Raw genomic sequence first — 23,800 nt, 5'->3', positions numbered from 1 at the left:
CCGGGCACACCTCCACGAAACTAGATGTAGCTTGCATTAGTTAGCCGCCCTAACCTACTGTGTGTATACACCAACCATCTCTCGGCAGGCACCCCTGCATCCACGGGGACCACGGGGACCACGGGAGCCATCGAGAACCTCGGGATCGGAGTCGGCAGTGGCGACAGGAGAAGACAGCACGGACCCCTTCGACGCGGGAGCGGGCGGCCTGCTGCGGCAGCCGAAGGCCGTGTGGGCGACGGCCGGCGCGTCCGTCGTCGCCTTCATGGGCATCGGACTCGTCGACCCGATCCTCCCGTCCATCGCCCAGGGCCTGGACGCCACGGCGAGCCAGGTCTCCCTGCTGTTCACCTCGTACTTCCTGATCACGGCGATCGCGATGCTGGTCACCGGGTTCGTCTCCAGCCGCATCGGCGGCCGCAAGACCCTGCTGCTCGGCCTCGCCCTGGTGGTCGTCTTCGCCGGGCTCGCCGGCACCTCGGACTCGGTCGCCGAACTCGTCGGCTTCCGCGCGGGCTGGGGCCTGGGCAACGCCCTGTTCGTGTCGACCGCCCTCGCGGTGATCGTCGGCGCGGCGGCGGGCGGCAGCGCGGCGGCGATCCTGCTCTACGAGTCCGCCCTCGGCCTCGGCATGGCCTGCGGGCCGCTGCTGGGCGCGCTGCTCGGGGACGCCAGTTGGCGCTACCCGTTCTTCGGGACCGCGTTCCTGATGGCCGTCGGGTTCCTGTGCATCACGGTGTTCCTCAAGGAGCAGCCGGTGCCCGCGCGCAGGACGGGACTGCTCGACCCGCTCAGGGCGCTCGGCCACGGCGGGCTGGCGTCGGCGGCGGCCTCGTCGTTCTTCTACAACTACACGTTCTTCACGGTGCTGGCCTTCACGCCGTTCGTGCTGGACATGACGCCGTACAAGTCGGGGGCGGTGTTCTTCGCGTGGGGTGTGCTGCTCGCCGTGTTCTCGGTGTTCGTGGCGCCCCGGCTCCAGGCGCGGTGCGGGTCGCTGAAGGTGCTCGGCGGTTCGCTGGTGCTGCTCGCGGCCGACGTCCTCGCGCTCGGCTACGGCAGCCACACCACGGCGATCGTGTGCACGGTCCTGTCCGGCGCCTTCATCGGCGTCAACAACACCGTCTACACGGAACTGGCGTTGGGCGTCTCGGACGCGCCCCGCCCGGTGGCGAGCGCGGGCTACAACTTCGTCCGCTGGTTCGCCGCCGCAGCAGCCCCGTTCTTCGCGCCGAAGATCGAGGAGTGGAGCGACATCCACATGCCGTTCGTGGTCGCCGCGATCACCGCGGTGCTCGGCGCCGCCGTGGTCGTCGTGCGGCGCGCGTCGCTGACCCATGAGGCAACGGAGCTTGAGCCCCGGCACGCCACCGAGGACGGCGTCACCGTCTTCGCCAACTGACGGCGCCGAGGCCGCCGTTGGTGAGCTTGCTCACGCGGGGGTCAGTCCAGCGGGACGGAGGTCCGGGCCGGGTCCCGGAGGTCCGTCCCATGGGCGAGCCAGCGTTCCTGGAGGGCCTCGGCGCCATGGACGCGTTTCCAGGCGGCCTCGTTCGGGGTCATCGGGAGCAACGGCAGGAAGTGGACCGGGTCCAGGGGCGCGCCCAGCTCCAGGTTCTCGACCAGACCGCCGGGTTCGGCCACCAGGACCGAGGTGAAGGGGGCGCCGGGCCACAGCGGCTCGCCGACGTCCAGTGAGGCGCCCGGCGCCACGACCACCCCCTCGACCTGCGGGGAGGCGGCCAGCACGGCGAGCGGGCGGAGCACCTTGTCGGTGTCGGCGATCCCGGCGCGCACGGAGAGGATCAGCTCGGCGCGCGGTCCGGCCACCGGGTCGGCGACCAGGGCGGTGGGGTCGGCCATGGGGTGCGCGGACATGCCGAGGGTGGCGTAGCGGACGTAACCGGCCCGATCGCCCTCCTGGAAACGCAGCACCTCGACGCGGTCGGTGCCGAGAAAGGTGACGGCGGCACGGGCGTCCGGTTCGCCCAGCGCGGAACGCAACCTTGCCTCGACCGACGGAAGAACATCAACCATGCGGGGAGCATAGAACTCGTCAGTACGGGGTAAAGCGGCGCCTTGACACTCAGGGCGGCTGTTACGCTTGCCCGGTGGTTCGGGGCAGCACGCAGAAGCGTCGCGATCAGGTCCCGACGCCGATGGAAATCCCTCACGGGGGACCGACCGGAGGAGGTGGGGCTGCGATGGATCGAAGTCAGCCGTGCAGTACCACCCGCTCTTCCGGCCGCTGACCTAGGCGTTCCGCGCTCTCCAGTCGGCTGAAACTTCTCGCGTTCGCGTGATCGATGCTCGCGTTTTTCCCTCGGGATCTCTCCTTCGGAAGCTCGCGTCCTTCTCCGGAAGAGCCCCTCGTTTCGTTTTGCCTGATCCGTCTGATCCATCCGATCCGTATCAGTGACGAAGCGCGCCACCGCGACGGTGCGGTGCTCCCCGCTTTGTGGACGTGCCAAACCTCCGCACACAGGACGTCCTCATTCCGGGCAGTTCCAGCCGTCGTACCCGGCGTTCGTCGCTTGTCGCTCGCTCGAAGGAGCCCGCCATGTCGATGATCCGTGACCTGCGTGCCGCGGTCCGCCCCTCCCGCACCCCGCTGCGCAAGGACGCCGCGGTCTACGACGCCACCCGTGACCCCGGGACGCCGTCGGCGGTCGTCGACTGCGCCGTCTACCGCGACGGTTCCCGCGTCCAGACCGCGCAGCCGCTCACCCCGCACGAGGCGATGCGCCAGGTGCGCCGCGACGGGGGGTTCGTGTGGATCGGTCTGCACGAGCCGACCGAGGCCGAATTCTCCGGTATCGCGGGCGAGTTCGGGCTGCACCCGCTCGCCGTGGAGGACGCCGTCCAGGCCCATCAGCGGCCCAAGCTGGAGCGGTACGACGACTCCCTGTTCACCGTCTTCAAGACCATCCACTACGTCGAGCACGACCGGCTCACCGCCAACAGCGAGGTCGTGGAGACCGGTGAGGTCATGTGCTTCACCGGCCGGGACTTCTTCATCACCGTCCGGCACGGCGGCCAGGGCTCCCTGCGCGCCCTGCGCCACCGTCTCCAGGACGACCCGGAGCTGCTCGCCAAGGGCCCCTCGGCGGTGCTGCACGCCATCGCCGACCACGTCGTCGACGGGTATGTCGCGGTCGCCGACGCCGTCCAGGACGACATCGACGAGGTGGAGACCGAGGTGTTCTCGCCGGGGCGCCGGGGCGGGGTCTCGCGCGGTGTGGACTCGGCGCGGATCTACCAACTCAAGCGCGAGGTCCTGGAGTTCAAGCGGGCGGTGTCGCCGCTGCTGCGCCCGATGCAGCTGCTGTCCGAGCGGCCGATGCGGCTGGTCGACCCGGAGATCCAGAAGTACTTCCGGGACGTCGCCGACCACCTCGCCCGGGTCCAGGAGCAGGTCGTCGGCTTCGACGAACTCCTCAACTCCATCCTCCAGGCCAACCTCGCCCAGGCGTCCGTCGCCCAGAACGAGGACATGCGCAAGATCACGTCCTGGGCCGCGATCATCGCCGTCCCGACGATGGTGTGCGGCGTCTACGGCATGAACTTCAAGTACATGCCGGAGCTGGAGTGGCACTACGGCTACCCGTCGATCATGGGCGTCACGGCGTGCATCTGCGTCGGCATCCACCGCACCCTGAAGCGCAACGGCTGGCTGTGACGGCTCGATAGGCTGCGCCGTATGACACCTGCGACGCCGAGTGAGTTGCTGGACCGGGCCCTGGTCGAGGAGGCCACCAAGAAGTCCGGCCTGGTCTGGGTCCAGGGGCCCGGCAGCCCGGCCCGCGCGCTGTGGCACGTCTGGCACGACGGCGCCCTGTGCCTGGTCGGCGACGGCCCCGGCGAGCAGCCGCTGCCCTCACTGGCCGACGGCGGCCCGGCCGAGGTCACCGTCCGCAGCAAGGACAAGGGCGGCCGCCTCGTCACCTGGTCGGCGACGGTCCTGGAGCTGGCCCCCGCCTCCGAGGCCTGGGAAACGACGGTCGCCGAGCTGAAGGGCAAGCGCCTCAACGCCCCTGACGGCGAGGCCATGCCGGCCCGCTGGGCCCGCGAGTGCCGGGTCCTGCGCCTGGAGCCGACGGGGGTGACGGCGCCGTTGCCCGACACGTCACTGGCCGAACCGCCCCTGCCGTCCCCGGCGACCACCCGCGAAGCGATCCCGGCGAGCCTGCCGAAGCTGCTCCTGAAGCGGAAGCGCCGCGGGAAGTAGTCAAGCCCGACTAGCGACTGGTCAAGTTTCACTGGGCGCGGGGCGGGGGCGTGGGGCCGGCGTAGTCAAACTGGACCAGTGAGTAGTCAAACGCGACTACGACGCCGCCGGTTGGAGGCGGCGGCTGCGCGGCTGCGGTTGCGCCGCCGAGGTTGCGCGACTGCGGCTGCGGCGGGCCGGGCAGTCAAGTTTGACCAGTGGATCGGCGCCACGTAGTCAAGCTTGATCAGTGCGTCGCCCGCCCGGCTGGTCAAGCTTGACCAGTCCTCCGTCACTCGCGTAGTCAACCTTGACCAGCCCCCCGCCACTCCCGCCTCCCCCGCCCTCACCCCCCGCTACGACGTGGGCAGTTGCTTGCCGTAGTCGACCGTTTCGCCGTTCTTCGGTTCGGTGAGGGTGAGGGGTGTGCCCCAGGAGGTGAAGGTGAGGGTGCCGGCGTCGCCCGCGCGTTCCAGGCGCAGCGGGTACGGCTTGCCCTCCAGGGAGACGTCGAGCGTGCCGCCCGAGCCCCCGCCGCCGGTGACGCGGATGGTGCGGGTGCCGGACTGTTCGGCGTGCCCGGCGGTGGCCAGCGTGCCGTGCAGCGTGAGCAGGCCGTCGAGCAGGACGTCCTTCTCGGTGAACCCGCTGAACTTCTGGTACGCCGGGTCGCCCTGCGGCACCTTCACGTACTTGCCGCCGAGCTTGTCCGCCGCGTTGGCGTCGCCGCTGCCGTCGGCGGCGTGGCTCCAGAAGGTGGCGTCGGCCTTCACGTACAGGTGTTCGCCGACCCGCAGCAGGGCGAAGGCGATGCCCTTCGTGGTGACCGAGCCGGTCGCGCCGTCGCCCGACAGGCGCATGTCGAGCCGGTAGGTGCGCCCGTTGGTGACGACGTCCCCGGCGAGGCGGACCGTGTCGGCGGCGTCGGCGGCGGCCCGCGCCTTCTTCTGGATCTGCTCGGCGGGCAGTTTCCCCACGCCGTTGGTGCCCTCGTCGGGGTCCTCGGCACACCCCGACAGCAGCCCCGACCCCGCCACCACCAGCGCGCACAACGCGCCCGTGAACGCGTTTCGGCGAGTACGGCCCAGGGAGATCGCAGACACAGGTACGGCTGCCTTTCCGTCGAGTGACCCAAGCGGCGTACGGCAGCGTACCGGGGGCGCACGCCCCCGGCGGAACCCGTCCGTCCGGACGCTCACCTGCGCGAATCAGAACGGGACGGGCTAGCCTGAAGCGCATCCGAGCGGACTATTCACTGCAACCGGCGCATGGTGAGTCACCGCACCACCCCGCCGCCGCACCACCGCACCACCACGGACAAGGAGCGCGGACATGCCGACCGGCGCACCTTCCCGGGTCTTCGTCTCCCACCTCTCCGACATCGCCGTCTTCGACCCGAACGGCGATCAGGTGGGCCGCGTGCGGGACGTGGTCGTCGTGCTGCGCGTCGGCCGCCGCCCGCCGACGGTCCTCGGCCTCGTCGTCGAACTGACCAGCCGCCGCCGCATCTTCCTGCCCATGACCCGCGTCACCGGCATCGAGTCCGGCCAGGTCATCTCCACCGGCGTGCTCAATGTCCGCCGTTTCGAGCAGCGCCCCACCGAGCGGCTCGTCTTCGGGGAACTCCTCGACCGGCGGGTCGTCCTGGCCGACGGCGGTGAGGAGGTCACCGTCCTCGACCTGTCGGTGCGCCAGCTGCCCGCCCGCCGGGACTGGGAGGTCGACCGGGTCTATGTGCGCAAGGGCCGCAAGGGCGGCGCCTTCCGGCGGGCCAAGGGCGAGACGCTGACCGTCGAGTGGTCCGGCGTCAGCGGCTTCTCCCTGGAGGAGCACGGGCAGGGCGCCGAGAGCCTCCTGGCCACCTTCGAGAAGCTGCGCCCGGCCGACCTCGCCAACGTGCTGCACCACCTCTCCCCCAAGCGCCGCGCGGAGGTCGCCGCCGCCCTCGACGACGACCGGCTCGCCGACGTTCTGGAGGAGCTGCCGGAGGACGACCAGGTCGAGGTGCTCGGCAAGCTCAAGGAGGAGCGCGCGGCGGACGTCCTGGAGGCCATGGACCCGGACGACGCCGCCGACCTGCTGCGCGAGTTGCCCGAGGAGGACAAGGAACGGCTGCTGAGCCTGATGCAGCCGGCCGACGCGGCCGACATGCGGCGGCTGATGTCGTACGAGGAGCGCACGGCCGGCGGTCTGATGACGACCGAGCCGATCGTGCTGCGCCCGGACGCCACCGTCGCCGACGCTCTGGCCCGGGTCCGCAACGCCGACCTCTCCCCCGCGCTCGCCGCCCAGGTCTACGTCTGCCGCCCGCCCGACGAGACGCCGACCGGCAAGTACCTGGGCACCGTGCACTTCCAGCGGCTGCTGCGCGACCCCCCGTACACGCTCGTCAGTTCGATCGCCGACCTGGATCTCCAGCCGCTGGCCCCGGACGCGCCGCTGCCCGCGGTCGCCGGGTTCTTCGCGACATACGACATGGTCGCTGCGCCCGTCGTGGATGAGGAGGGGTCACTGCTGGGCGCGGTGACCGTGGACGACGTTCTGGACCACATGCTGCCCGACGACTGGCGGGAGACGGAGTTCCACCTCGACGAGGAGGACGGGGAGGTGACGGGCGATGGTGCCTGAGCGGGAGAACGGCCGGGAGCGCGTCCCGGTCGGGGCCACCGCGACCAGCCGCACGCGCGCCCGCCTCGATCAGCCGCGCCCGCCCCGGCGCCGGATGCTGCCCGAGTGGGACCCGGAGGCGTTCGGCCGCATGTCGGAGCGGATCGCGCGGTTCCTGGGCACCGGACGGTTCCTCGTCTGGATGACGGTGGCCATCGTCGCGTGGGTGCTGTGGAACGTCGCCGTACCGCACGACCTGCGCTTCGACGAGTACCCGTTCATCTTCCTGACCCTGATGCTCTCCCTCCAGGCGTCCTACGCGGCCCCGCTGATCCTGCTCGCGCAGAACCGCCAGGACGACCGCGACCGGGTCAACCTGGAGCAGGACCGCAAGCAGAACGAGCGGTCGATCGCGGACACCGAGTACCTGACCCGCGAGATCGCCGCCCTGCGCATCGGCCTGGGCGAGGTGGCCACCCGGGACTGGATTCGCTCCGAACTCCTCGACCTGGTCAGAGAGCTGGAGGAACGGCGCGACGGCGGCCGGGAAGCCGTCGTATTCCCGGCGGATCGGTCACCCGGGCGTGACACAGACGACCGCTGAGGGGCTGGGCGTGGGCGGCTCCGGGCGCCGTACCATCGTCCTTATGGCTACGGAAGACGCGGTGCGCGAGGCGCTCTCGACGGTGAACGATCCCGAGATCAACCGCCCGATCACCGAACTCGGCATGGTCAAGTCGGTGGAGATCGGGGCGGACGGGGCGGTCGCGGTGACCGTGTACCTGACCGTGTCCGGCTGTCCGATGCGGGAGACCATCACGCAGCGCGTGACCGACGCGGTCGCCCGGGTCGAGGGCGTGACCCGCGTCGACGTGACCCTGGACGTGATGAGCGACGAGCAGCGCAAGGAGCTGGCCAACGCCCTGCGCGGCGGCACCGCCGAGCGCGAGGTGCCGTTCGCGAAGCCGGGCAGCCTCACCCGTGTCTACGCGGTCGCCTCCGGCAAGGGCGGCGTCGGCAAGTCGTCGGTGACGGTGAACCTGGCGGCGGCGATGGCGGCCGACGGCCTGAAGGTGGGCGTGGTCGACGCCGACATCTACGGCCACAGCGTGCCGCGCATGCTGGGCGCCGACGGGAGCCCCACTCAGGTCGAGAACATGATCATGCCGCCGTCCGCGCACGGCGTGAAGGTCATCTCGATCGGCATGTTCACGCCGGGCAACGCCCCGGTCGTCTGGCGCGGGCCGATGCTGCACCGGGCGCTCCAGCAGTTCCTGGCGGACGTGTACTGGGGTGACCTGGACGTTCTCCTCCTCGACCTGCCGCCGGGCACCGGGGACATCGCCATCTCGGTCGCCCAGCTGGTCCCGAACGCCGAGATCCTGGTCGTGACGACGCCTCAGCAGGCGGCGGCCGAGGTCGCCGAGCGGGCCGGTTCGATCGCCGTGCAGACCCACCAGAAGATCGTCGGCGTGGTCGAGAACATGTCCGGCCTGCCCTGCCCGCACTGCGACGAGATGGTCGACGTCTTCGGCACGGGTGGCGGCCAGCTGGTCGCCGACGGGCTGACCCGCACGACGGGAACGACGGTCCCGGTGCTCGGCGCCATCCCGATCGACCTGCGCCTGCGCGAAGGCGGCGACGACGGCCGCCCGGTCGTCCTCTCCGCCCCCGACTCCCCCGCGGCCACAGCCCTCAAAGCCATCGCCGGCAAACTCGGCGGCCGCCAACGAGGCCTCTCCGGCCTCTCCCTGGGAATCACCCCGAGGAACAAGTTCTAGAACGACCCGACACCAGAGCCACTCCCAACGGACCTTGGCGGCAACGCCGTTGCTCTTAAGGGGCGCGGGGCGCCGAAACTACGGCGATGGGGCGCCGAAACTCACCGGCGCCCCAAAAACGACCGCGTCAGGCGTACGCGCCCAGGTCCTTCACCTCGGCGAAGCCGAGACCGTACGCGCTCAACCCCCGCCCGTACGCCCCGACATGCACCCCACCCCGGGTGGACCCGGCCAGCACCCACCCGAACTCCGACTCACGGTAGTGAAACGGCGTGGGCACCCCGTCGACGGGCAGCGACAACGACGCCCAGTCGGCACAGCCGAGGTCGTCGGCCAACGCCCACGCCGTCTCCGTCTGCTGATCCAGCCAGTCGTCCCGCAGACTGTGATCCATCTGCCCCGGCCAGGTGAAGGACAGCAGCCCCACCCCGGCCAGCCAGGCCGCCGACGACACCGACGTCGCCTCCAGCAGCCCCGTACCGTCCGCACTGCGCCGGGACGGATGCGCGGCGATCGTCACGACGACCGCGAACCTCTCCCTCGGCTCACCGGTGAGCGCGGACGCGAACTCGTTCTTCACGGAGGGCTCGTCACCGTGCCCGATGGACCCGTGTTCGACGGCCCCGTCGGCCGCCGTCCCGACCTGCATCAGCCAGCGCGGTCCCGTGAACGCCTCGTCGAGGCCGTACCAGGGGAAGGACGCCTGAAGGTAGCCGTCGACCGTACGCCGGGCGGCGGGGAACTGCCGTTCGCCCTCCGCGGCCGGAACCTGCGCGATTTCCCGACTCGTCGTCTCCATGTGTCCGGACGCCTCCTTGCTCTCGTCGGACCGAGGCGGCCCGCCCCCCTTCGGGCGTAGGCGCCCGGTCCGCACAACAACTCGGCAGCATAGCCATCCTGTTCCGGGCCGCACGGAAACCGCCCGCCGCGTGGGTCGTGCGGAGGGCGGGTTCAGGCCGAACAGGGGCCTCACAGACTATGAATCGCGTCACGTAGGGCGCGTGGGGACCACTGGGCCGAACGGATCAGGTGGCGTCCGAGTCGAAGGGCGGCCGTTCGTCGCGCTCGGGCTTCTTGGTCATGTCCACGCGACCGCCGGAGGAGCCGTCGGACGACGAGGGCAGGGACGGCGGGGTGTCGGCCTCGCGGCTGTGCACCGCGTCCGTGACCTCGGCCATCTCCTTCTTCAGGTCGAAGCCGTTGCGGATCTCCTTGAGCCCCAGCTCGTCGTTGTCCAGCTGCTTGCGCAGGAACGTCTTGGGGTTGAGGTCCTCGAACTCGAAGTCCTTGAACTCCGGGCCCAGTTCCGACCGGATGTCGTGCTTGGCGCTCTCCGAGAACTCACGGATCTTGCGGATCGTCCGTGTGATGTCCTGGATGACCTTCGGGAGCTTGTCCGGACCGAAGACGAGCACGGCGAGGACAGCGATCGTGACCAGCTCTAGCGGTCCTATGTCATTGAACACCTGAAGCTCCTTGCGATGTCCTCGGTCTCCGGCCCTCGGCCCTCAAGGTCGTTCGGGTCTTCCGCGGTCCGGGCCGCACCCACGGTACCCGGCGACACGGCGGGACCGGTACTGCCCCGAAGGCTCGGAGTACGGCTGTCGCGGGCCCTTTCCGCAGTGTTTACCAGGGGGAACCGGGCATCCGACGCCTTCCTGTGAAGTTCCTGTCAATAACGGACGGCCGGTCAGCCCTCTGCGGACGAGCCGAGCACCAGCGTGACGGCGCGCTCCTTCCCGTCCCGGACGACGGTCAGCTCCAGCCCGTCGCCCGGTCGGTGGGCGCGGATCTTGACGATCAGCTCCTCGCCGGTGTGCACGGCACGGCCGTCGATCTCGGTGACGACGTCCCCGGGTTCGACGCCGGCCCGGGCGCCGGGGCCGCCGGTGGTGACGGCGGGCTCACCGTCGTTGCCCCGGGTGGCGACGCGGGCGCCGTCGCCGTCGTAGTCCATGTCGAGGGTGACGCCGATGACCGGGTGGGTGGCGTGGCCGGTGTTGATCAGCTCCTCGGCGACGCGTTTGGCCTGGTTGACCGGTATGGCGAAGCCGAGGCCGATCGACCCGGAGCTGCCGCTCTCCGACTCGCCGCCGCCGTCGGCGGACCGGATCGCGGAGTTGATGCCGACCACCCGGGCCCGCGTGTCGAGGAGGGGGCCGCCGGAGTTGCCGGGGTTTATCGGGGCGTCGGTCTGGAGGGCGTCGACGTAGGAGATGTCGCTGCCCCCGCTCTCGCCGCCGGCCGTGATGGGCCGTTCCTTGGCGCTGATGACGCCGGAGGTGACGGTGCCGGCGAGGTCGAAGGGGGCGCCGATGGCGACGACCGGGTCACCGACCTGGACGTTGTCGGAGTTGCCCAGCGGCAGGGGGCGCAGCCCGCGCACGCCGCTGACCTGCACGACCGCGAGGTCGTAGCCGCTGTCCCGGCCGACGACGGTGGCCTTGGCGGTGTGCCCGCTGTCGAACGTCACCGCGACCGTGCCCGCGGACCCGGCCGATTCGACGACGTGGTTGTTGGTGAGGATGTGACCCCGGTCGTCGAGCACGAACCCGGTGCCGGTCCCGGCCTCCTCGGCGCCGCTGACGTGCAGGGTGACGACGCTGGGCAGGGCCCGGGCGGCGATCCCGGCGACGCTGTCGGCGGGCCGGTCCGCGGCCTCCTTCCCGGCCTGCGGCAACACGACGTCGTCGACGCCGTGGCGCTCCAGGTAGGCCCCGACGAGGCCGCCGAGGCCGCCTGCCACGAGCGCGAGCGCGGCGGCCCCGCCGACCAGCGCCCGCCGCACCTTCCGACGCCGCTGCGCCGTGCTGTCGACGGCGGCACCGGTCTGCTGAAGCGGCCCGTGCGCGGGCCCGGCCCAGGGGTCGTACGTCTCCCAGGGCGTGGCGAGCGGAACGTCGCCGTCGGGCGGGGGCGTCGCGGGGTGCTGGACGGGCGGCGCGGGGGCCCAGGGGCCCGGCTGACCGTACGGCGGGGTGCTGTAGGGGTCGGGGGCGTGCAACGGCGCGGGAGGCCCCCCAACGGCGCCCAGCAGCTCGGGCTCACCCCCGGGCGCGGGAACGACGGCCCGGTCCTTCAAGCGATCCCCGTCGAGCGCGGCAACGGCGTCGGCGTCCCCGGCCGCTTCTGCTCCCGTCCCCTTCGCGGGCGCGGCGGCGGTCGTCAGGTCCCCCGCGTGCTCTTCGGCGGCCGGGGTCTCCTCCGGCCGCCTCAGAACGAAGTCGCCGTCGGTCGGTGCCGCGTCCGGGACCGGCGGCCTCACGTCGTCCTCGCCCGCGCGAGGTCGACCCGCGTCGGTGTGGTCCGCCGGTTGCCGCGTCGGCGGGCGGCTCCGCTTCCCCTCGTCCATGCTCTCCCCACAGCTGGCCGCGGCACGGCACGTCGGCGGTGGTCGCGGCTGGTCGATTCCACGCCCGGCGTACTGCCGTGGTCGCGGCCCACCCCGGATTCAACCAGGTTCAGCGGGTGGTGCGGGGCAGCTCCGCCGCGGTCGGGGAGGACGTCGCGTCGGGGATGGCCAGGACTTCGGGCGTGGTGGACCACGAGGTCAGGGCCGACGGCGGGGTAGCGGTCAACGGACGTATCAGCGGCGACATGACGGCCGCACCGGCGAGCACCGGCGTGGACAGGGTGTGCAGCATCGCCTGCGACGCGTGGGCGGGGACCGTGGGCGCGGGGATGCCGGGCAGCAGCGGCGCGGACAACGTCGTCGGCGCCATCGGGGTGTCGCCGAGGAGGCGTTGGCCCTGGCCCTGGGCGAGCAGCGGGACGACGCCTCGGCGCCGTTGGCCCTCGGGGTTGGTTGCGGTGCCCGTCGCCGGTACGCGCGCGGGGGTGACGTTGCTTCCCGCGCCGCGGGCGTCCGTGTCGGTGGGGGCGCCGGTCGTGACGCCGCCCAGGGCGATCGCGGCGAGCGAGACGGCACCGGCGGCGACGAACGCGAACCGCAGCCCGCGTGAGGACGAGCGGTCGCTGTCGTGCCGGCTGACGTCATGGATGCGGAAGCCGCGCTCGGCGGCGGGGCCCGGCGGGTGCGGGCGGGCGGGGACGTAGCCGAGGGTGAAGCGCTCGCCCCGCTTGGGGCCGAAGCCGCCGAGCCCACCGATGCCGCCGATGCCGTGGAAGACACCGGAGGCCGCGGTCTCCGGGGTCGCCGTCAGCCCGTCACCGAATCCCCTTCCGAACGGCGATCCGCCGCCGTCCGTGGTGTCGCCACCCCCGGGCAGCCCCTGGAGGCGGGCGAGGAAGCTCTCGGAGGGCGGTGGGGGTGCCGCTTCCGCGAAGACGTTCTTCAGGCGGCGCTGGGCGTCGGCCTCGGCCTTGCACCGGGCACAGGTGGCCAGGTGGGCGAGGACGCGCTCACGCGTCTCATGGCCGAGCTCCCCGTCGATCAGGGCGGAGAGTCGGTCTCCCAGGTGCTGTTCGGACAGGCGCCGCTCGGCGGGGCTGGGTCGGGTTCCACTCACGCGGTCGCGCCCCCTCCCCCCAGAGCGGGGACCCGGGCCATGAAACCGCGCCGCTCGGCCGCGCGGGCCTCGGGCGAACGGTGAGCGAGGGCCTTGCGCAGCTGGGAACGGCCCCGGTGAATCCGGGAGCGGACGGTGCCGAGCTTGACGCCGAGGGTCGCGGCGATCTCCTCGTACGACAGTCCTTCGATGTCGCACAGGACGACCGCGGCGCGGAACTCGGGCGCGAGGGTGTCGAGGGCCTGCTGGACGTCCGCGTCGAAGTGGGCGTCGTTGAACATCTGTTGGGGGGACGGGTCGCGGCTGGGGAGGCGCTCGGCCGCGTCCTCGCCGAGGGAGTCGAAGCGGATGCGCTGCTTGCGGCGGACCATGTCCAGGAACAGGTTCGTCGTGATGCGGTGCAGCCAGCCCTCGAAGGTGCCCGGCGTGTACGTCGACAGGGAACGGAAGACGCGGACGAAGACTTCCTGGGTGAGGTCCTCGGCGTCGTGTTGGTTGCCGGTGAGGCGGTACGCGAGTCGGTAGACCCGGCCGCTGTGGGTGCTGACGATCTCCTCCCAGGTGGGCGGAGTCCACGCCTGCCCGTCCGCGTCGCTGGAGAAGGTCGCGGTCTGGGTCTGGCCAGCGGCGTGGCTGGGGTCAGCAGCGGTGTCGTTCACGGATGTCGGCCTGCCCGCCGATCCGAGCAAGCGCCGTAGCACTCGTCCCCGATCCCCAGGCTCAGCCGCACCTCCCCTGTCGGCTCTGGTGGTGTCCAGTGGAGCCCCTACCATAGCCACCTCGCCCGTTAGCTCCGGATAAGCGGTTTTACGAGAATTTGATCTGGGGTGATACCGATCGGGCCCCCGCGTCTGCGGGTGCGCGGACCCCCCTGTGCCGTCGTGATCCAACTGTGTCCCCCGGTGTCGTGTCCCACCCTTCTAAACGCCCGGTCCCATCTGCGGGTTCCCGCCCCCAACGGATACAGTCACGCCGAGGCAACCATGGGGACAGGAGAGGGTCATTACCGGCAACCGGCAGACGAGCTGGGCGTTCGCCGACGCCTATGTCGCCGAGGACGACGCGCTCCTCTGGGCCCGTGACCGGGCCCGCGAGGCGGGTCTGCGCTCGGTGTCGCCCGGCACGGGCGCCGCGCTGGGCCTGCTGGCGGCCTCGGTGGACGCGAAGGCGGTCGCCGAGATCGGCACCGGCACCGGCGTCTCCGGCATCCACCTGCTGTACGGGATGCGCCCCGACGGCGTGCTGACCACCGTCGACCCCGAGCCCGAGCACCAGCAGTTCGCCCGGCAGGCGTTCAGGGCCTGCGGCTTCGCGAGCAACCGGGCGCGTTTCATCCCGGGCCGCGCCCTGGACGTACTGCCCCGCCTCGCGGACGCCGGTTACGACCTCGTCTTCTGCGACGGTGACCGGCAGGAGGTCATGGACTACCTCGCTGAATCGTTGCGCCTGCTGCGCCCCGGTGGTCTGGTCGTCTTCGAGGGCGCGTTCGCCAACGGCCGTACGGTCGACTCGGGTCCGCAGCCCACCGAGGTGCTGCGGCTGCGCGAGCTGCTGCGGGCGGTGCGGGAGAGTCAGGAACTGCTGCCGTCGCTGCTGCCGGTGGGCGACGGGCTGCTGTGCGCGGTCAAACGGGGCAGCCGCGAGGGATGAAAAGAGCGGCCCCGGCACCGTGACGGTGCCGGGGCGCTTGAAAGGGTATGGTCGCGTCCGCGTCAGCCGACGACCTTCTTGAGGGCGTCGCCCAGTGCGTCGGCCTCATCCGGGGTCAGCTCGACGACGAGCCGACCGCCGCCTTCGAGCGGAACGCGCATGACGATGCCCCGCCCCTCCTTGGTCACCTCGAGCGGGCCATCGCCCGTCCGCGGCTTCATGGCCGCCATGCTCGTTCCCCTTCCTGAAACCAGCTCACGTGAAAGCCGACAGCCCATCGGAGGGCACGCGCGCTCCAAGGTGTGGGACACGCGACACCGGCATCCAACACATTGCTTCCCAGCCATTATCCCGCATCGCAGGACCCGATGACCAACATCGGTCGGCATCGCTTGCGCAACGCGCGCGATCAAAACCACTCAATTCGGCGATGTGGCTGCGATACTTCGCGCCCGCGTGGACATGCCGGAGGCATGTGCGCGGCGAATTTCTTTGACGCAGGTCACACGTACGGTCCGGTCCTCGGACGGTGATCTCCGCCATGCTGTCCCTCGGACAGGGGCGTACCGGCCGGTACGCCGCCGCCGCGACCGCCGAGGGGACACCATGACCGACACCGTGCTCTACGAAGTGAGCGACGGGCTCGCGACGATCACGATCAACCGTCCCGAGGCGATGAACGCGCTCGACATCGCCACGAAGGTCGCGTTGCGGGAGGCCGTTCTCGAAGCCGCCGGGGACGGGGGTGTGCGGGCCGTGCTGCTGACCGCCGCCGGGGATCGGGCGTTCTGTGTGGGGCAGGACCTCAAGGAGCACATTGGGCTCCTCGCCGCCGACCGGGAGGCCGGGTCGGGGGTCACGATGACCACCGTGAAGGAGCACTACAACCCGATCGTGCGGGCGATCGCCTCGATGCCGAAGCCTGTCGTCGCCGGGGTCAACGGCGTTGCCGCCGGGGCCGGGTTCGGGCTCGCGCTCGCCGCGGATTTCCGGGTCGTCGCCGACAGTGCCGCGTTCAACACCTCGTTCGCCGGGGTGGCGTTGACCGCGGATTCCGGGGTGTCGTGGACGTTGCCCCGGGTGGTGGGGCCTGGGCGGGCCGCCGATCTGCTGCTCTTTCCGCGGAGCGTGAAGTCTGCCGAGGCGTATGAGTGGGGGATCGCCAACCGGGTCGTGCCGGGCGCGGAGTTGCGTTCCGAGGCGGAGAAGGTGGCTCGGGTGTTGGCGTCGGGGCCGACGGTTGCCTATGCGGCGCTGAAGGAGTCTGTGGCGTTCGGGTTGACGCACTCGCTGGGTGAGACGTTGGAGAAGGAGGACGAGTTGCAGGGGCGGGCGGGGGCGTCTGCGGATCACGCGGTTGCGGTTGCCGCCTTTGTTGCCAAAGAGACGCCTCTTTACTCGGGGCGGTGAGGTTCGCGGGGGCGGGGCGCTTCGCTGGGTGCGGGGCGGTGGGGGCGGGGCGCTTCGCCGGGTGCGGGCCGGTGGGGGCTGGTCGCGCAGTTCCCCGCGCCCCTGGGGGGGGCGAGCACCGTCGTCGGGTCACGGTTCGTGGGCGTTGAGCGCGCCCACGCGGCGGAGCCGCAGATCGATACAGCCCCGCGCCCCTTAAACGGCGATGCCCAGCCGTTGGCCGTAAGTTCGGCCCTGCTGGTGGCTAGGGATGCGCCGTTGTCGCGTGACGGTTCGTGGGGGCTGGTCGCGCAGTTCCCCGCGCCCCTGGGGGGGCGAGCACCGTCGTCGGGTCACGGTTCGTGGGGGTTGAGCGCGCCCGCGCGGCGGAGCCGTAGATCGATACGGCCCCGTCGGCTATGGCCCTGGTGCCCGCTATGTCGTGTTTCTTGTTGCGCAGGATTGCAAGTGGTCGTTTACCAGGCCGCAGGCTTGGATGAGGGCGTAGGCCGTGGTGGGGCCTACGAAGCGGAGGCCGGCTTTTTTGAGGGCCTTGGAGAGGGCCGTCGACTCCTTGGTGACCGCGGGGATGTCCGAGAGGGTTTTTGGGGTCGGGCGTGTCGTGGGGTCGGGGGCGTGGGACCAGATGAGGGCGTCGAGGTCGCCGGCGGGCCACTCGGCGAGGACGCGGGCGTTGGCGAGGGTGGCGTCGATCTTGGCGCGGTTGCGGATGATGCCGGCGTCGACGAGGAGCCGTTCGCGGTCCTTGTCGGTGAAGGTGGCCACCGTCGCGATGTCGAAGTCGGCGAACGCGGCGCGGAAGCCGGGGCGGCGGCGCAGGATGGTGATCCAGGAGAGGCCGGACTGGAAGGCCTCCAGGCTGAGGCGTTCGAAGAGGGCGTCGTCGCCGTGGACCGGGCGGCCCCACTCGTCGTCGTGGTAGGCGATGTAGTCCTCGGCGGACAGCGCCCAGGGGCAGCGCAGGACGCCGTCGGGACCGGGCAGGGCCGTGCCCTCGCTCACCGGTGCTCCTCCGGGCGCTGCCGCTCGGCGGAGACGGCCAGCGCGGATTCCAGGTCGGCGATGCGGGCGTCGCGCTCGGTCAGCTCGGCGGCGAGGCGGCCGAGGGCGTCGTCGACGTCCTCCATGCGGTAACCGCGGGCGGCGAGCGGGAAGCGCAGGGCGTCGATGTCGGCGCGGTCGATCGGGCGGTCCGGCGGGAGCGGGTCCCGCAGCCGCTCGGGGGTGGCCTCCGGCAGCGGGCCGGTGCCCTCGCCCCCGCCCACCACGGCCAGTGTCACCGCGCCGACCACCACGGCCAGGGCGACGACCAGGAACAAGAACATAACCATCGCTGTGGTCCCCACGCTCGATGTCCAAGCTGAATGTGTCAGGGTCCGATCGTGCCATGCGCCTCTGACAGTTAGGGTCGCAGGCGGCCCAAGACCAGGAACGACAGGGAAGGTCACAGCTGATGCTCAGGCTGGGCAGGCGGGTGTTCGCGGCGCACGAGCCGGTGATCATGGCGATCGTGAACCGGACCCCGGACTCCTTCTACGACCAGGGGGCGACCTTCGACGACGAACCCGCCCTCGCGCGCGTGGCGCGTGCCGTCGCCGAGGGCGCGGCGATCGTCGACATCGGCGGCGTCAAGGCGGGCCCCGGCGAGGAGGTCGACGCCGAGGAGGAGGCGCGGCGCACGGTCGGTTTCGTGGCCGAGGTGCGGCGGCGTTTCCCCGACGTCGTGATCAGCGTCGACACCTGGCGGGCCGAGGTCGGCGAGGCGGTCTGCGCGGCCGGCGCGGATCTGCTGAACGACGCCTGGGGCGGCGTCGATCCCGGGCTCGCGGAGGTCGCCGCGCGGTACGGCGCGGGGCTGGTGTGCACGCACGCGGGGGGCGCGGAGCCGCGGACCCGGCCGCACCGGGCGACGTACGACGACGTCATGGCGGACGTGCTGCGGGTGACCGTGGGGCTCGCGGAGCGGGCGGTGGAGCTGGGTGTGGCGCGGGAGTCGATCCTGATCGACCCGGGGCACGACTTCGGCAAGAGCACCCGGCACAGCCTGGAGGCGACCCGGCGGCTGCCGGAGATGGTGGACACCGGGTGGCCGGTGCTGGTGTCGCTGTCGAACAAGGACTTCGTCGGCGAGACCCTGGACCTCCCGGTGAAGGAGCGGCTGATCGGCACGCTGGCCACCACGGCGGTGTCGGCGTGGCTCGGCGCGCAGGTGTACCGCGTGCACGAGGTCGCCGAGACCCGTCAGGTGCTGGACATGGTCGCGTCCCTCGCGGGCCACCGCGCACCGGCAGTGGCCCGCCGGGGACTCGCCTAGGTCCCGTTCCGCCCGGCGTCCCGTCTCCTTCTAGAGTCCCGTCTCCTTCGAGACCAGGGCCACCGCCTCGTCGACGTCGTCGGTGAGGTGGAACAGCAGGAGGTCCTTCTCCGCGGCCTTGCCCTGGGCGATCAGGGTGTTCTTCAGCCAGTCGACCAGGCCGCCCCAGTACGCGGTGCCGAACAGGACGATCGGGAAGCGGGTGACCTTCTGGGTCTGGACCAGGGTGAGGGCCTCGAACAGTTCGTCGAGGGTGCCGAGCCCGCCGGGCAGGACGACGAAGCCCTGCGCGTACTTCACGAACATCATCTTCCGTACGAAGAAGTAGCGGAAGTTGAGGCCGATGTCGACGTACTGGTTGAGGCCCTGTTCGAAGGGCAGCTCGATGCCGAGGCCCACGGAGAGCCCCTTCGCTTCGAGCGCGCCCTTGTTGGCGGCCTCCATCGCGCCGGGACCGCCGCCGGTGATGACGGCGAAGCCGGCCTCGACCAGACCCCGGCCGAGGCGGACGCCCGCCTCGTACTCGGGCGAGTCGACGGGGGTGCGGGCGGAGCCGAACACGCTGATCGCCGACGGGAGTTCGGCGAGGGTGCCGAACCCCTCGATGAACTCCGACTGGATGCGCAGCACCCGCCAGGGGTCCGTGTGCACCCAGTCCGAGGGGCCGCCCGCGTCCAGCAGGCGCTGATCGGTCGTGCTCGCCGAGACCTGGTCCCGCCTCCGGAGGACGGGTCCCAGGCGACGCTCCTCCGGTGGCTGCTTCTTGCCCTCGGGGTTCCCGGTAGCCATGTGCGCTCCCTCCACTTGCAGGTGTTCGGTTCAGCGTAGATCTACGCGGGTTACGGAGGGGGGACGCGGGCATGTCGGCCGTGCACCGGCGTCATGCGGTGAGCCAGGTCCGCAGGCGTTCCTCGCCCGCCAGGATCGTGCCGGTGTCGACGCGTTCGTCCCGCTTGTGGGCCAAGTGCGGGTTGCCGGGGCCGTAGTTGACGGCCGGGATGCCGAGGGCGGAGAAGCGGGAGACGTCCGTCCAGCCGTACTTGGGCCGCGCGGTGCCGCCGACCGCCTCGATGAACGCGGCCGCGGCCGGGTGCGAGAGGCCGGGCAGCGCACCGCCGCTGTGGTCGTCGACGACGAACTCCGCGACGCCGCAGTCCGCGAACACCTCACGGACGTGCGCGATCGCCTCGTCCTCCGAACGGTCGGGCGCGTACCGGAAGTTGACGGTGACGACGCACTCGTCGGGGATGACGTTCCCGGCGACGCCGCCGGATACGCGGACGGCGTTGAGGCCCTCGCGGTACTCCAGGCCGTCGATGACGGGGTAGCGCGGGGTGTAGGCGGCGAGGCGGGCCAGGATCGGGGCGGCGGCGTGGATGGCGTTGGAGCCCATCCAGGAGCGCGCGGAGTGGGCTCGCTCGCCGGTGGTCCTCAGCAGGACCCGCAGGGTGCCCTGGCAGCCGCCCTCGACCTCGCCGTCGGACGGTTCGAGCAGGACCGCGAAGTCGCCCTCCAGCCACTCCGGGTGGGCCTCGGCGACGTGCTTGAGGCCGTTGAGGTGGGCGGCGACCTCTTCGTTGTCGTAGAAGACGAAGGTGAGGTCGCGGTTGGGGGCGGGGACCTCGGCGGCGATGCGCAGCTGGACGGCGACGCCGGCCTTCATGTCGCAGGTGCCGCAGCCCCACAGGACGCCGTCGTCGTCGAGGCGGGAGGGCACGTTGTCCGCGATGGGCACGGTGTCGATGTGGCCGGCCAGGATGACGCGTTCCGCGCGGCCGAGCCGGGTGCGGGCGATCACGTTGTTGCCGAACCGGTCGACCGTCAGGTGGGGCAAGGCGCGCAGAGCGTGCTCGATCGCGTCGGCGAGGGGCTTCTCGGAGCCGCTCTCGGAGCGGAAGTCGACGAGCTGCGCGGTCAGCCGGGCGGCGTCCAGCGTGAGGTCAAGTGCGGTATCGGCCATGCCGTCGACCCTAACGCCCCGGTGTGTGAACGTTCCGTGTACACCTGGCGCGAACCCCTCAGTAACCTCCGCTACCTTGTACGCGTGCCAGAGCCCACCCCCCACTCCCCCAAGCGCCGTGGCCGTTTTCTGCGAGCGGGGTCGGCCTTCACCGTTCTGCTCGCCGTCTCCGGATATGTGACGGTGCAGTACCTGACCGGGAGCCGGCTCGGCCCCGGCTGCGAGGTCTTCTCCGACGGCGGCGCGGTGCGCTACGCGTTCTCGCCCGAGCAGGCGGTGAACGCCGCGACGATCGCCGCCGTCGGCACCGGGCGGGGCATGCCCGAGCGGGCGGTGACGATCGCGCTGGCGACGGCGATCCAGGAGTCGGGGCTGCGCAACATCGAGCACGGCGACCGGGACTCGCTGGGCCTGTTCCAGCAGCGGCCCTCGCAGGGCTGGGGCACGGAACGGCAGATCCTGGACCCGACGTACGCGGCGGCCGAGTTCTACGCGCACCTGGCCAAGGTGGACGACTACGCCGAGCTGCCGTTGACCGTCGCGGCGCAGCGTGTGCAGCGCAGCGGCTACCCGGAGGCGTACGCCAAGCACGAGCCGGACGCCACCCTGCTCGCCGCCGCCCTCACCGGCAACGCGGCGGCCACCCTGTCCTGCACCGGGCAGCCCGACCCCACCGAGACCCCGAGCGCGACGGACGCCCAGACACCGGCCCAGGACGCGGTACGGGCCGCGCTGGCCCGGGACTTCGGGCGGGACGTGCTGCAACCGGTGGGCGCCCAGGTGAGCGGCGGGGCGCAGACGTCCGCCGAGCCGACGCCGAGCGCCACCGCGACGGCCGCCCAGGACTCCGGGGAACGGACCCTCCGGCTGGCGGTGTCCGCCAAGTCGAGCCCGGCCAAGGGGAGTTCGGACCGGCAACGGGGCTGGCAGCTCGCCCAGTGGGCGGTGGCCAACGCCGCCGCGCTCCACATCGACGAGGTCACCTACGCCGGGCGGGAGTGGGCCGCCGGGAACGTCGATCCCCGGTGGCGCACGGTGCGCGGCGCGGAGGCGGACGGCGCGAGCAAGGCGACGGACGCGGTCAGGATCGTTCTCGCGCAGTAGGCAGTAGGCAGTAGGCAGTGGGCGGTAAGCAGTGGGCAGCGGTCCGTGCGGTGCCTCGTGGGGCCGGTGCGGTGGCTCGCGCGAGGGCTCGTGCGGCTGGTCCGGTTCGGCCCTGTGGCGGCTCATACGACACGCTCGGCGGCTCCTTCAAGGGCGCGCACGAGAGGCTCTTCAGGGCCTCGGGCGGCGGGCCGTGCAGGCGTGCGGGGTGTCACCCACAGGGGTCGTGCGGGGCGGGTCCGGGAGGCGGTGGGGGCAGGTTTTCGCGCCGTCACCCTCGAAAGCGTCGCGCCCCTTGGGAACACCGGGCTGTGACCATTCGGCAGACAGTCGGACCGGGAGCGCTTTGCCCGGTTTTATCCGCAGCTGATTATGCGACGCATTGCGAACTCTTTACGTCGGGCCGCCGCAACCTTCGCGGGCTTCGAGCGGTAGTCACCGTGTCCGGGCCGCAGCCGGTCAACTGCCCGACAGCGCCGGACGATTCCGTGTTCTCTCCCGTCGAAGGAGCATCATGTCCCTCCCCCTGACCCGCCGGATCGCCCGTGCCGCGCTGCTCGTCGCAGCGGGAGCGGCAGCCGGGGTCGGTGTGGCCGGCTCCGCCAGCGCTGCCACCGAGCTGCCCGCCACCCCGAACCTCGGCGGCCTGACCGCCCTGGACGCGGCGGGCGTCGGCAACACCGTCGACGGCGCCGCCCAGAAGACCACCGGTCTGGCGGGCGAGGCCGGTGGCCAGGCGGTCAAGACGGCCGTTCCGGCGGCGGGCAAGACCGGCGGCAAGGTCGCCAAGCAGACCACCCCGGCCGCGCAGAAGGCCGCCGGGGACGCGGCGGGTTCCGCCGGTTCGATCCTCGGTGACACCGCGCAGACGGCCACCAAGGGCGGCCTGCCGACGGACACCCTGACCAAGGGCGGCGGCCTCCCCTCGACCGGTCAACTGCCCCTCGGCGGCCTCCCGCTGGGCGGCTGAGCCTCCGCACGCACGCGAAGGGGCCCGGGTGTTCTTCCCCGGGCCCCTTCGGCATGCCGTCCGGGGACGACCACGCGTCATACGGGACGGACTACGGCGCCTTCACCTACGCGCGCGACAGCCGTGCCACCGCCGCCGCCACCCGCTCGTCGCTCGCCGTCAGGGCGACCCGCACGAACCGGTCGCCCGCCGTGCCGTAGAAGTCGCCGGGGGCGACCAGGACGCCGAGGGCGGCGAGGTGGGCGACGGTGTCCCAGCAGGACTCGTCGCGGGTCGCCCACAGGTAGAGGCTGGCCTCGCTGTGCTCGATGCGGAACCCGTGCCCCTCCAGGGCGGCGCGCAGGGCCGTGCGCCGGGCGGCGTACCGCTCGCGCTGCACGCGTACGTGCTCGTCGTCGCCGAGGGCCGCGACGACGGCGGCCTGGGTCGGCGCGGACGTCATCATGCCGCCGTGCTTGCGGATCTCCAGGAGCGGGCCGAGGACGTCCGGGTCACCGGCGAGGAAGGCGGCGCGGTAACCGGCCAGGTTGGACCGCTTGGAGAGCGAGTGCACGGCGACGAGGCCCGCGTAGGAGCCGCCGTTCACGTCCGGGTGCAGGACCGAGACGGGGTCGGCCTCCCAGCCCAGTTCGAGGTAGCACTCGTCGGAGAAGACCAGCACGTCGTGCTCGCGGGCCCACGCGACGATCCGGGTCAGCTCGTCCTTGCCGAGGACCTTGCCGGTCGGGTTGGAGGGCGAGTTGAGCCAGAGGAGCTTGAGGTGGGTGGGGTCCAGCTCTGTCGGGTCGTCGTAGACCTCGTAGGCGGCGCGGGCGAGGCGGGCGCCGACCTCGTAGGTCGGGTAGGCCAGGCGCGGGTAGCCGACCGTGTCGCCGGGGCCGAGGCCCAGCTGGGTCGGGAGCCAGGCGACGAGTTCCTTGGAGCCGACGATCGGCAGCACATGCCGGTGGGTGACGTCACGGGCGCCGAGCCTGCGCTCGACCCAGCCGGTGAGCGCGTCCCGCAGCGCCGGGGTGCCCCAGACCGTGGGGTAGCCGGGCGAGTCGGCGGCGTCGACCAGGGCCTTCTGGATCAGGTCGGGGACCGGGTCGACCGGGGTGCCGACGGACAGGTCGACGATGCCGTCCGGGTGGGCGGTCGCCGTCTTCTTGAACGGCTCCAGCCGGTCCCACGGGAAGACGGGCAGGAGGTCGGAGACTGCGGACACGGGGCTGGCTCACTTTCTCGTGCGACGGCGGTGCGACGCCGGTCGCCGCGGCGGTACGGCAAACGCCTCGGTCCCGTACGCGGGCGTACGGGACCGAGGCGACACGTGTGCGGGAGGACTG

24 protein-coding genes are annotated in these 23,800 nt (G+C 71.7%); 11 read left to right on the top strand and 13 right to left on the bottom strand.

What is annotated here, in order from left to right:
• Nucleotides 1-157 precede the first annotated feature (157 nt).
• Nucleotides 158-1,402 carry an MFS transporter gene (locus tag ACIQOU_RS35860; RefSeq protein WP_401544464.1) on the top strand — a complete coding sequence of 415 codons (1,245 nt, stop codon included), beginning with the start codon at nt 158-160 and terminating at the stop codon, nt 1,400-1,402.
• Between the two features lie 41 nt (nt 1,403-1,443).
• Here ACIQOU_RS35860 and ACIQOU_RS35855 read toward each other — a convergent pair whose 3' ends face one another.
• A complete protein-coding gene (locus tag ACIQOU_RS35855) occupies nt 1,444-2,037 on the bottom strand; it encodes a suppressor of fused domain protein (RefSeq protein ID WP_401544462.1) in 594 nt (197 codons plus the stop codon).
• A gap of 523 nt (nt 2,038-2,560) precedes the next feature.
• On the opposite strand from ACIQOU_RS35855, the gene ACIQOU_RS35850 reads away from it, so the two are divergent.
• Together ACIQOU_RS35850 and ACIQOU_RS35845 are read left to right on the top strand one after the other, a co-directional pair.
• The gene (locus tag ACIQOU_RS35850) at nt 2,561-3,679 is read left to right on the top strand and encodes a magnesium and cobalt transport protein CorA (protein ID WP_401544459.1); all 1,119 of its coding nucleotides are present in this window, start codon (nt 2,561-2,563) and stop codon (nt 3,677-3,679) included.
• A gap of 21 nt (nt 3,680-3,700) precedes the next feature.
• Nucleotides 3,701-4,228 (top strand): hypothetical protein, encoded by a 528-nt coding sequence (locus ACIQOU_RS35845; protein ID WP_401544456.1) that lies wholly within the window; start codon nt 3,701-3,703, stop codon nt 4,226-4,228.
• 335 nt (nt 4,229-4,563) lie between these two features.
• On the opposite strand, the gene ACIQOU_RS35840 is transcribed toward ACIQOU_RS35845, so the two are convergent.
• Nucleotides 4,564-5,310 carry a hypothetical protein gene (locus ACIQOU_RS35840; RefSeq protein WP_401544454.1) on the bottom strand — a complete coding sequence of 249 codons (747 nt, stop codon included), beginning with the start codon at nt 5,308-5,310 and terminating at the stop codon, nt 4,564-4,566.
• Between the two features lie 229 nt (nt 5,311-5,539).
• On the opposite strand from ACIQOU_RS35840, the gene ACIQOU_RS35835 reads away from it, so the two are divergent.
• The 3 genes from ACIQOU_RS35835 to ACIQOU_RS35825 are packed head-to-tail and all read left to right on the top strand — an operon-like array spanning nt 5,540 to nt 8,595.
• Entirely contained in the window at nt 5,540-6,835 is a 1,296-nt protein-coding gene (locus ACIQOU_RS35835; RefSeq protein WP_401544451.1) for a magnesium transporter MgtE N-terminal domain-containing protein, read from the top strand.
• Nucleotides 6,825-7,418, top strand: a complete 594-nt coding sequence (locus ACIQOU_RS35830; protein WP_401544448.1) for a DUF1003 domain-containing protein — start codon at nt 6,825-6,827, stop codon at nt 7,416-7,418. Before ACIQOU_RS35835 ends, ACIQOU_RS35830 begins: the two co-directional genes overlap by 11 nt.
• A gap of 43 nt (nt 7,419-7,461) precedes the next feature.
• Entirely contained in the window at nt 7,462-8,595 is a 1,134-nt protein-coding gene (locus ACIQOU_RS35825) for an Mrp/NBP35 family ATP-binding protein (protein WP_401544446.1), read from the top strand.
• Between the two features lie 127 nt (nt 8,596-8,722).
• On the opposite strand, the gene ACIQOU_RS35820 is transcribed toward ACIQOU_RS35825, so the two are convergent.
• From ACIQOU_RS35820 to sigE, 5 genes are all read right to left on the bottom strand, one after another.
• Nucleotides 8,723-9,394 carry a hypothetical protein gene (locus ACIQOU_RS35820; RefSeq protein ID WP_401544443.1) on the bottom strand — a complete coding sequence of 224 codons (672 nt, stop codon included), beginning with the start codon at nt 9,392-9,394 and terminating at the stop codon, nt 8,723-8,725.
• A gap of 226 nt (nt 9,395-9,620) precedes the next feature.
• Nucleotides 9,621-10,061, bottom strand: coding sequence for a sec-independent translocase (locus ACIQOU_RS35815; RefSeq protein WP_401544440.1), 441 nt, complete (start codon nt 10,059-10,061; stop codon nt 9,621-9,623).
• A gap of 224 nt (nt 10,062-10,285) precedes the next feature.
• Nucleotides 10,286-11,947, bottom strand: coding sequence for a trypsin-like peptidase domain-containing protein (locus ACIQOU_RS35810; RefSeq protein ID WP_401544438.1), 1,662 nt, complete (start codon nt 11,945-11,947; stop codon nt 10,286-10,288).
• A 109-nt stretch (nt 11,948-12,056) separates the two neighbouring features.
• Nucleotides 12,057-13,064 carry an anti-sigma factor family protein gene (locus ACIQOU_RS35805; RefSeq protein ID WP_401544435.1) on the bottom strand — a complete coding sequence of 336 codons (1,008 nt, stop codon included), beginning with the start codon at nt 13,062-13,064 and terminating at the stop codon, nt 12,057-12,059.
• Nucleotides 13,061-13,765 (bottom strand): RNA polymerase sigma factor SigE, encoded by a 705-nt coding sequence (gene sigE, locus ACIQOU_RS35800; protein WP_401544432.1) that lies wholly within the window; start codon nt 13,763-13,765, stop codon nt 13,061-13,063. The genes ACIQOU_RS35805 and sigE overlap by 4 nt, the downstream gene beginning before the upstream one ends.
• Before the next feature lie 235 nt (nt 13,766-14,000).
• Between sigE and ACIQOU_RS35795 the strand changes: the two genes are divergently transcribed.
• On the top strand, nt 14,001-14,714 hold the full coding sequence (locus ACIQOU_RS35795) for an O-methyltransferase (protein ID WP_401544531.1): 714 nt from the start codon (nt 14,001-14,003) through the stop codon (nt 14,712-14,714).
• Nucleotides 14,715-14,776: 62 nt separating this feature from the next.
• Here the strand turns inward: ACIQOU_RS35795 and ACIQOU_RS35790 are convergent, their stop codons facing one another.
• Entirely contained in the window at nt 14,777-14,944 is a 168-nt protein-coding gene (locus tag ACIQOU_RS35790) for a DUF3117 domain-containing protein (protein ID WP_003966491.1), read from the bottom strand.
• A 376-nt stretch (nt 14,945-15,320) separates the two neighbouring features.
• On the opposite strand from ACIQOU_RS35790, the gene ACIQOU_RS35785 reads away from it, so the two are divergent.
• A complete protein-coding gene (locus ACIQOU_RS35785) occupies nt 15,321-16,124 on the top strand; it encodes an enoyl-CoA hydratase/isomerase family protein (protein WP_401544430.1) in 804 nt (267 codons plus the stop codon).
• 414 nt (nt 16,125-16,538) lie between these two features.
• On the opposite strand, the gene ACIQOU_RS35780 is transcribed toward ACIQOU_RS35785, so the two are convergent.
• Both ACIQOU_RS35780 and ACIQOU_RS35775 read right to left on the bottom strand, forming a co-directional pair.
• The gene (locus ACIQOU_RS35780; RefSeq protein WP_401544428.1) at nt 16,539-17,126 is read right to left on the bottom strand and encodes a DNA-3-methyladenine glycosylase I; all 588 of its coding nucleotides are present in this window, start codon (nt 17,124-17,126) and stop codon (nt 16,539-16,541) included.
• Complete coding sequence (locus ACIQOU_RS35775) at nt 17,123-17,449, bottom strand: DivIVA domain-containing protein (RefSeq protein ID WP_401544528.1); 327 nt, start codon at nt 17,447-17,449, stop codon at nt 17,123-17,125. Before ACIQOU_RS35775 ends, ACIQOU_RS35780 begins: the two co-directional genes overlap by 4 nt.
• 128 nt (nt 17,450-17,577) lie before the next feature.
• Between ACIQOU_RS35775 and folP the strand changes: the two genes are divergently transcribed.
• Nucleotides 17,578-18,438: a dihydropteroate synthase gene (gene folP, locus ACIQOU_RS35770; protein ID WP_401544425.1), complete on the top strand. Its 861-nt coding sequence runs from the start codon at nt 17,578-17,580 to the stop codon at nt 18,436-18,438.
• 30 nt (nt 18,439-18,468) lie between these two features.
• Here the strand turns inward: folP and ACIQOU_RS35765 are convergent, their stop codons facing one another.
• Nucleotides 18,469-19,227 (bottom strand): TIGR00730 family Rossman fold protein, encoded by a 759-nt coding sequence (locus tag ACIQOU_RS35765; protein ID WP_401544422.1) that lies wholly within the window; start codon nt 19,225-19,227, stop codon nt 18,469-18,471.
• A 91-nt stretch (nt 19,228-19,318) separates the two neighbouring features.
• A complete protein-coding gene (dapE, locus tag ACIQOU_RS35760) occupies nt 19,319-20,398 on the bottom strand; it encodes a succinyl-diaminopimelate desuccinylase (protein ID WP_401544420.1) in 1,080 nt (359 codons plus the stop codon).
• An 84-nt stretch (nt 20,399-20,482) separates the two neighbouring features.
• Between dapE and ACIQOU_RS35755 the strand changes: the two genes are divergently transcribed.
• Both ACIQOU_RS35755 and ACIQOU_RS35750 read left to right on the top strand, forming a co-directional pair.
• Nucleotides 20,483-21,502: a heavy metal transporter gene (locus ACIQOU_RS35755; RefSeq protein WP_401544417.1), complete on the top strand. Its 1,020-nt coding sequence runs from the start codon at nt 20,483-20,485 to the stop codon at nt 21,500-21,502.
• A 514-nt stretch (nt 21,503-22,016) separates the two neighbouring features.
• On the top strand, nt 22,017-22,472 hold the full coding sequence (locus tag ACIQOU_RS35750) for an ATP-binding protein (protein ID WP_401544414.1): 456 nt from the start codon (nt 22,017-22,019) through the stop codon (nt 22,470-22,472).
• 106 nt (nt 22,473-22,578) lie between these two features.
• On the opposite strand, the gene ACIQOU_RS35745 is transcribed toward ACIQOU_RS35750, so the two are convergent.
• Nucleotides 22,579-23,679 (bottom strand): bifunctional succinyldiaminopimelate transaminase/glutamate-prephenate aminotransferase, encoded by a 1,101-nt coding sequence (locus tag ACIQOU_RS35745; protein WP_401544410.1) that lies wholly within the window; start codon nt 23,677-23,679, stop codon nt 22,579-22,581.
• Between the last annotated feature and the right edge of the window lie 121 nt (nt 23,680-23,800).

The sequence above is a fragment of the Streptomyces sp. NPDC091279 genome, assembly GCF_044757465.1.
Classification (GTDB): Bacteria; Actinomycetota; Actinomycetes; order Streptomycetales; family Streptomycetaceae; genus Streptomyces.
The sequence above is the reverse complement of the archived record's forward strand: the minus strand, read 5'-3'. Positions and strand labels throughout refer to the sequence as shown.

What these genes read in the sequence shown, in the direction of transcription:
- ACIQOU_RS35855 (WP_401544462.1), bottom strand. Translation starts at nt 2,037, where the DNA reads ATGGTTGATGTTCTTCCGTCGGTCGAGGCAAGGTTGCGTTCCGCGCTG.
- ACIQOU_RS35850 (WP_401544459.1), top strand. Translation starts at nt 2,561, where the DNA reads ATGTCGATGATCCGTGACCTGCGTGCCGCGGTCCGCCCCTCCCGCACC.
- ACIQOU_RS35845 (WP_401544456.1), top strand. Translation starts at nt 3,701, where the DNA reads ATGACACCTGCGACGCCGAGTGAGTTGCTGGACCGGGCCCTGGTCGAG.
- ACIQOU_RS35835 (WP_401544451.1), top strand. Translation starts at nt 5,540, where the DNA reads ATGCCGACCGGCGCACCTTCCCGGGTCTTCGTCTCCCACCTCTCCGAC.
- ACIQOU_RS35830 (WP_401544448.1), top strand. Translation starts at nt 6,825, where the DNA reads ATGGTGCCTGAGCGGGAGAACGGCCGGGAGCGCGTCCCGGTCGGGGCC.
- ACIQOU_RS35825 (WP_401544446.1), top strand. Translation starts at nt 7,462, where the DNA reads ATGGCTACGGAAGACGCGGTGCGCGAGGCGCTCTCGACGGTGAACGAT.
- ACIQOU_RS35820 (WP_401544443.1), bottom strand. Translation starts at nt 9,394, where the DNA reads ATGGAGACGACGAGTCGGGAAATCGCGCAGGTTCCGGCCGCGGAGGGC.
- ACIQOU_RS35810 (WP_401544438.1), bottom strand. Translation starts at nt 11,947, where the DNA reads ATGGACGAGGGGAAGCGGAGCCGCCCGCCGACGCGGCAACCGGCGGAC.
- ACIQOU_RS35790 (WP_003966491.1), bottom strand. Translation starts at nt 14,944, where the DNA reads ATGGCGGCCATGAAGCCGCGGACGGGCGATGGCCCGCTCGAGGTGACC.
- ACIQOU_RS35785 (WP_401544430.1), top strand. Translation starts at nt 15,321, where the DNA reads ATGACCGACACCGTGCTCTACGAAGTGAGCGACGGGCTCGCGACGATC.
- ACIQOU_RS35775 (WP_401544528.1), bottom strand. Translation starts at nt 17,449, where the DNA reads ATGTTCTTGTTCCTGGTCGTCGCCCTGGCCGTGGTGGTCGGCGCGGTG.
- folP (WP_401544425.1), top strand. Translation starts at nt 17,578, where the DNA reads ATGCTCAGGCTGGGCAGGCGGGTGTTCGCGGCGCACGAGCCGGTGATC.
- ACIQOU_RS35765 (WP_401544422.1), bottom strand. Translation starts at nt 19,227, where the DNA reads ATGGCTACCGGGAACCCCGAGGGCAAGAAGCAGCCACCGGAGGAGCGT.
- dapE (WP_401544420.1), bottom strand. Translation starts at nt 20,398, where the DNA reads ATGGCCGATACCGCACTTGACCTCACGCTGGACGCCGCCCGGCTGACC.
- ACIQOU_RS35750 (WP_401544414.1), top strand. Translation starts at nt 22,017, where the DNA reads ATGTCCCTCCCCCTGACCCGCCGGATCGCCCGTGCCGCGCTGCTCGTC.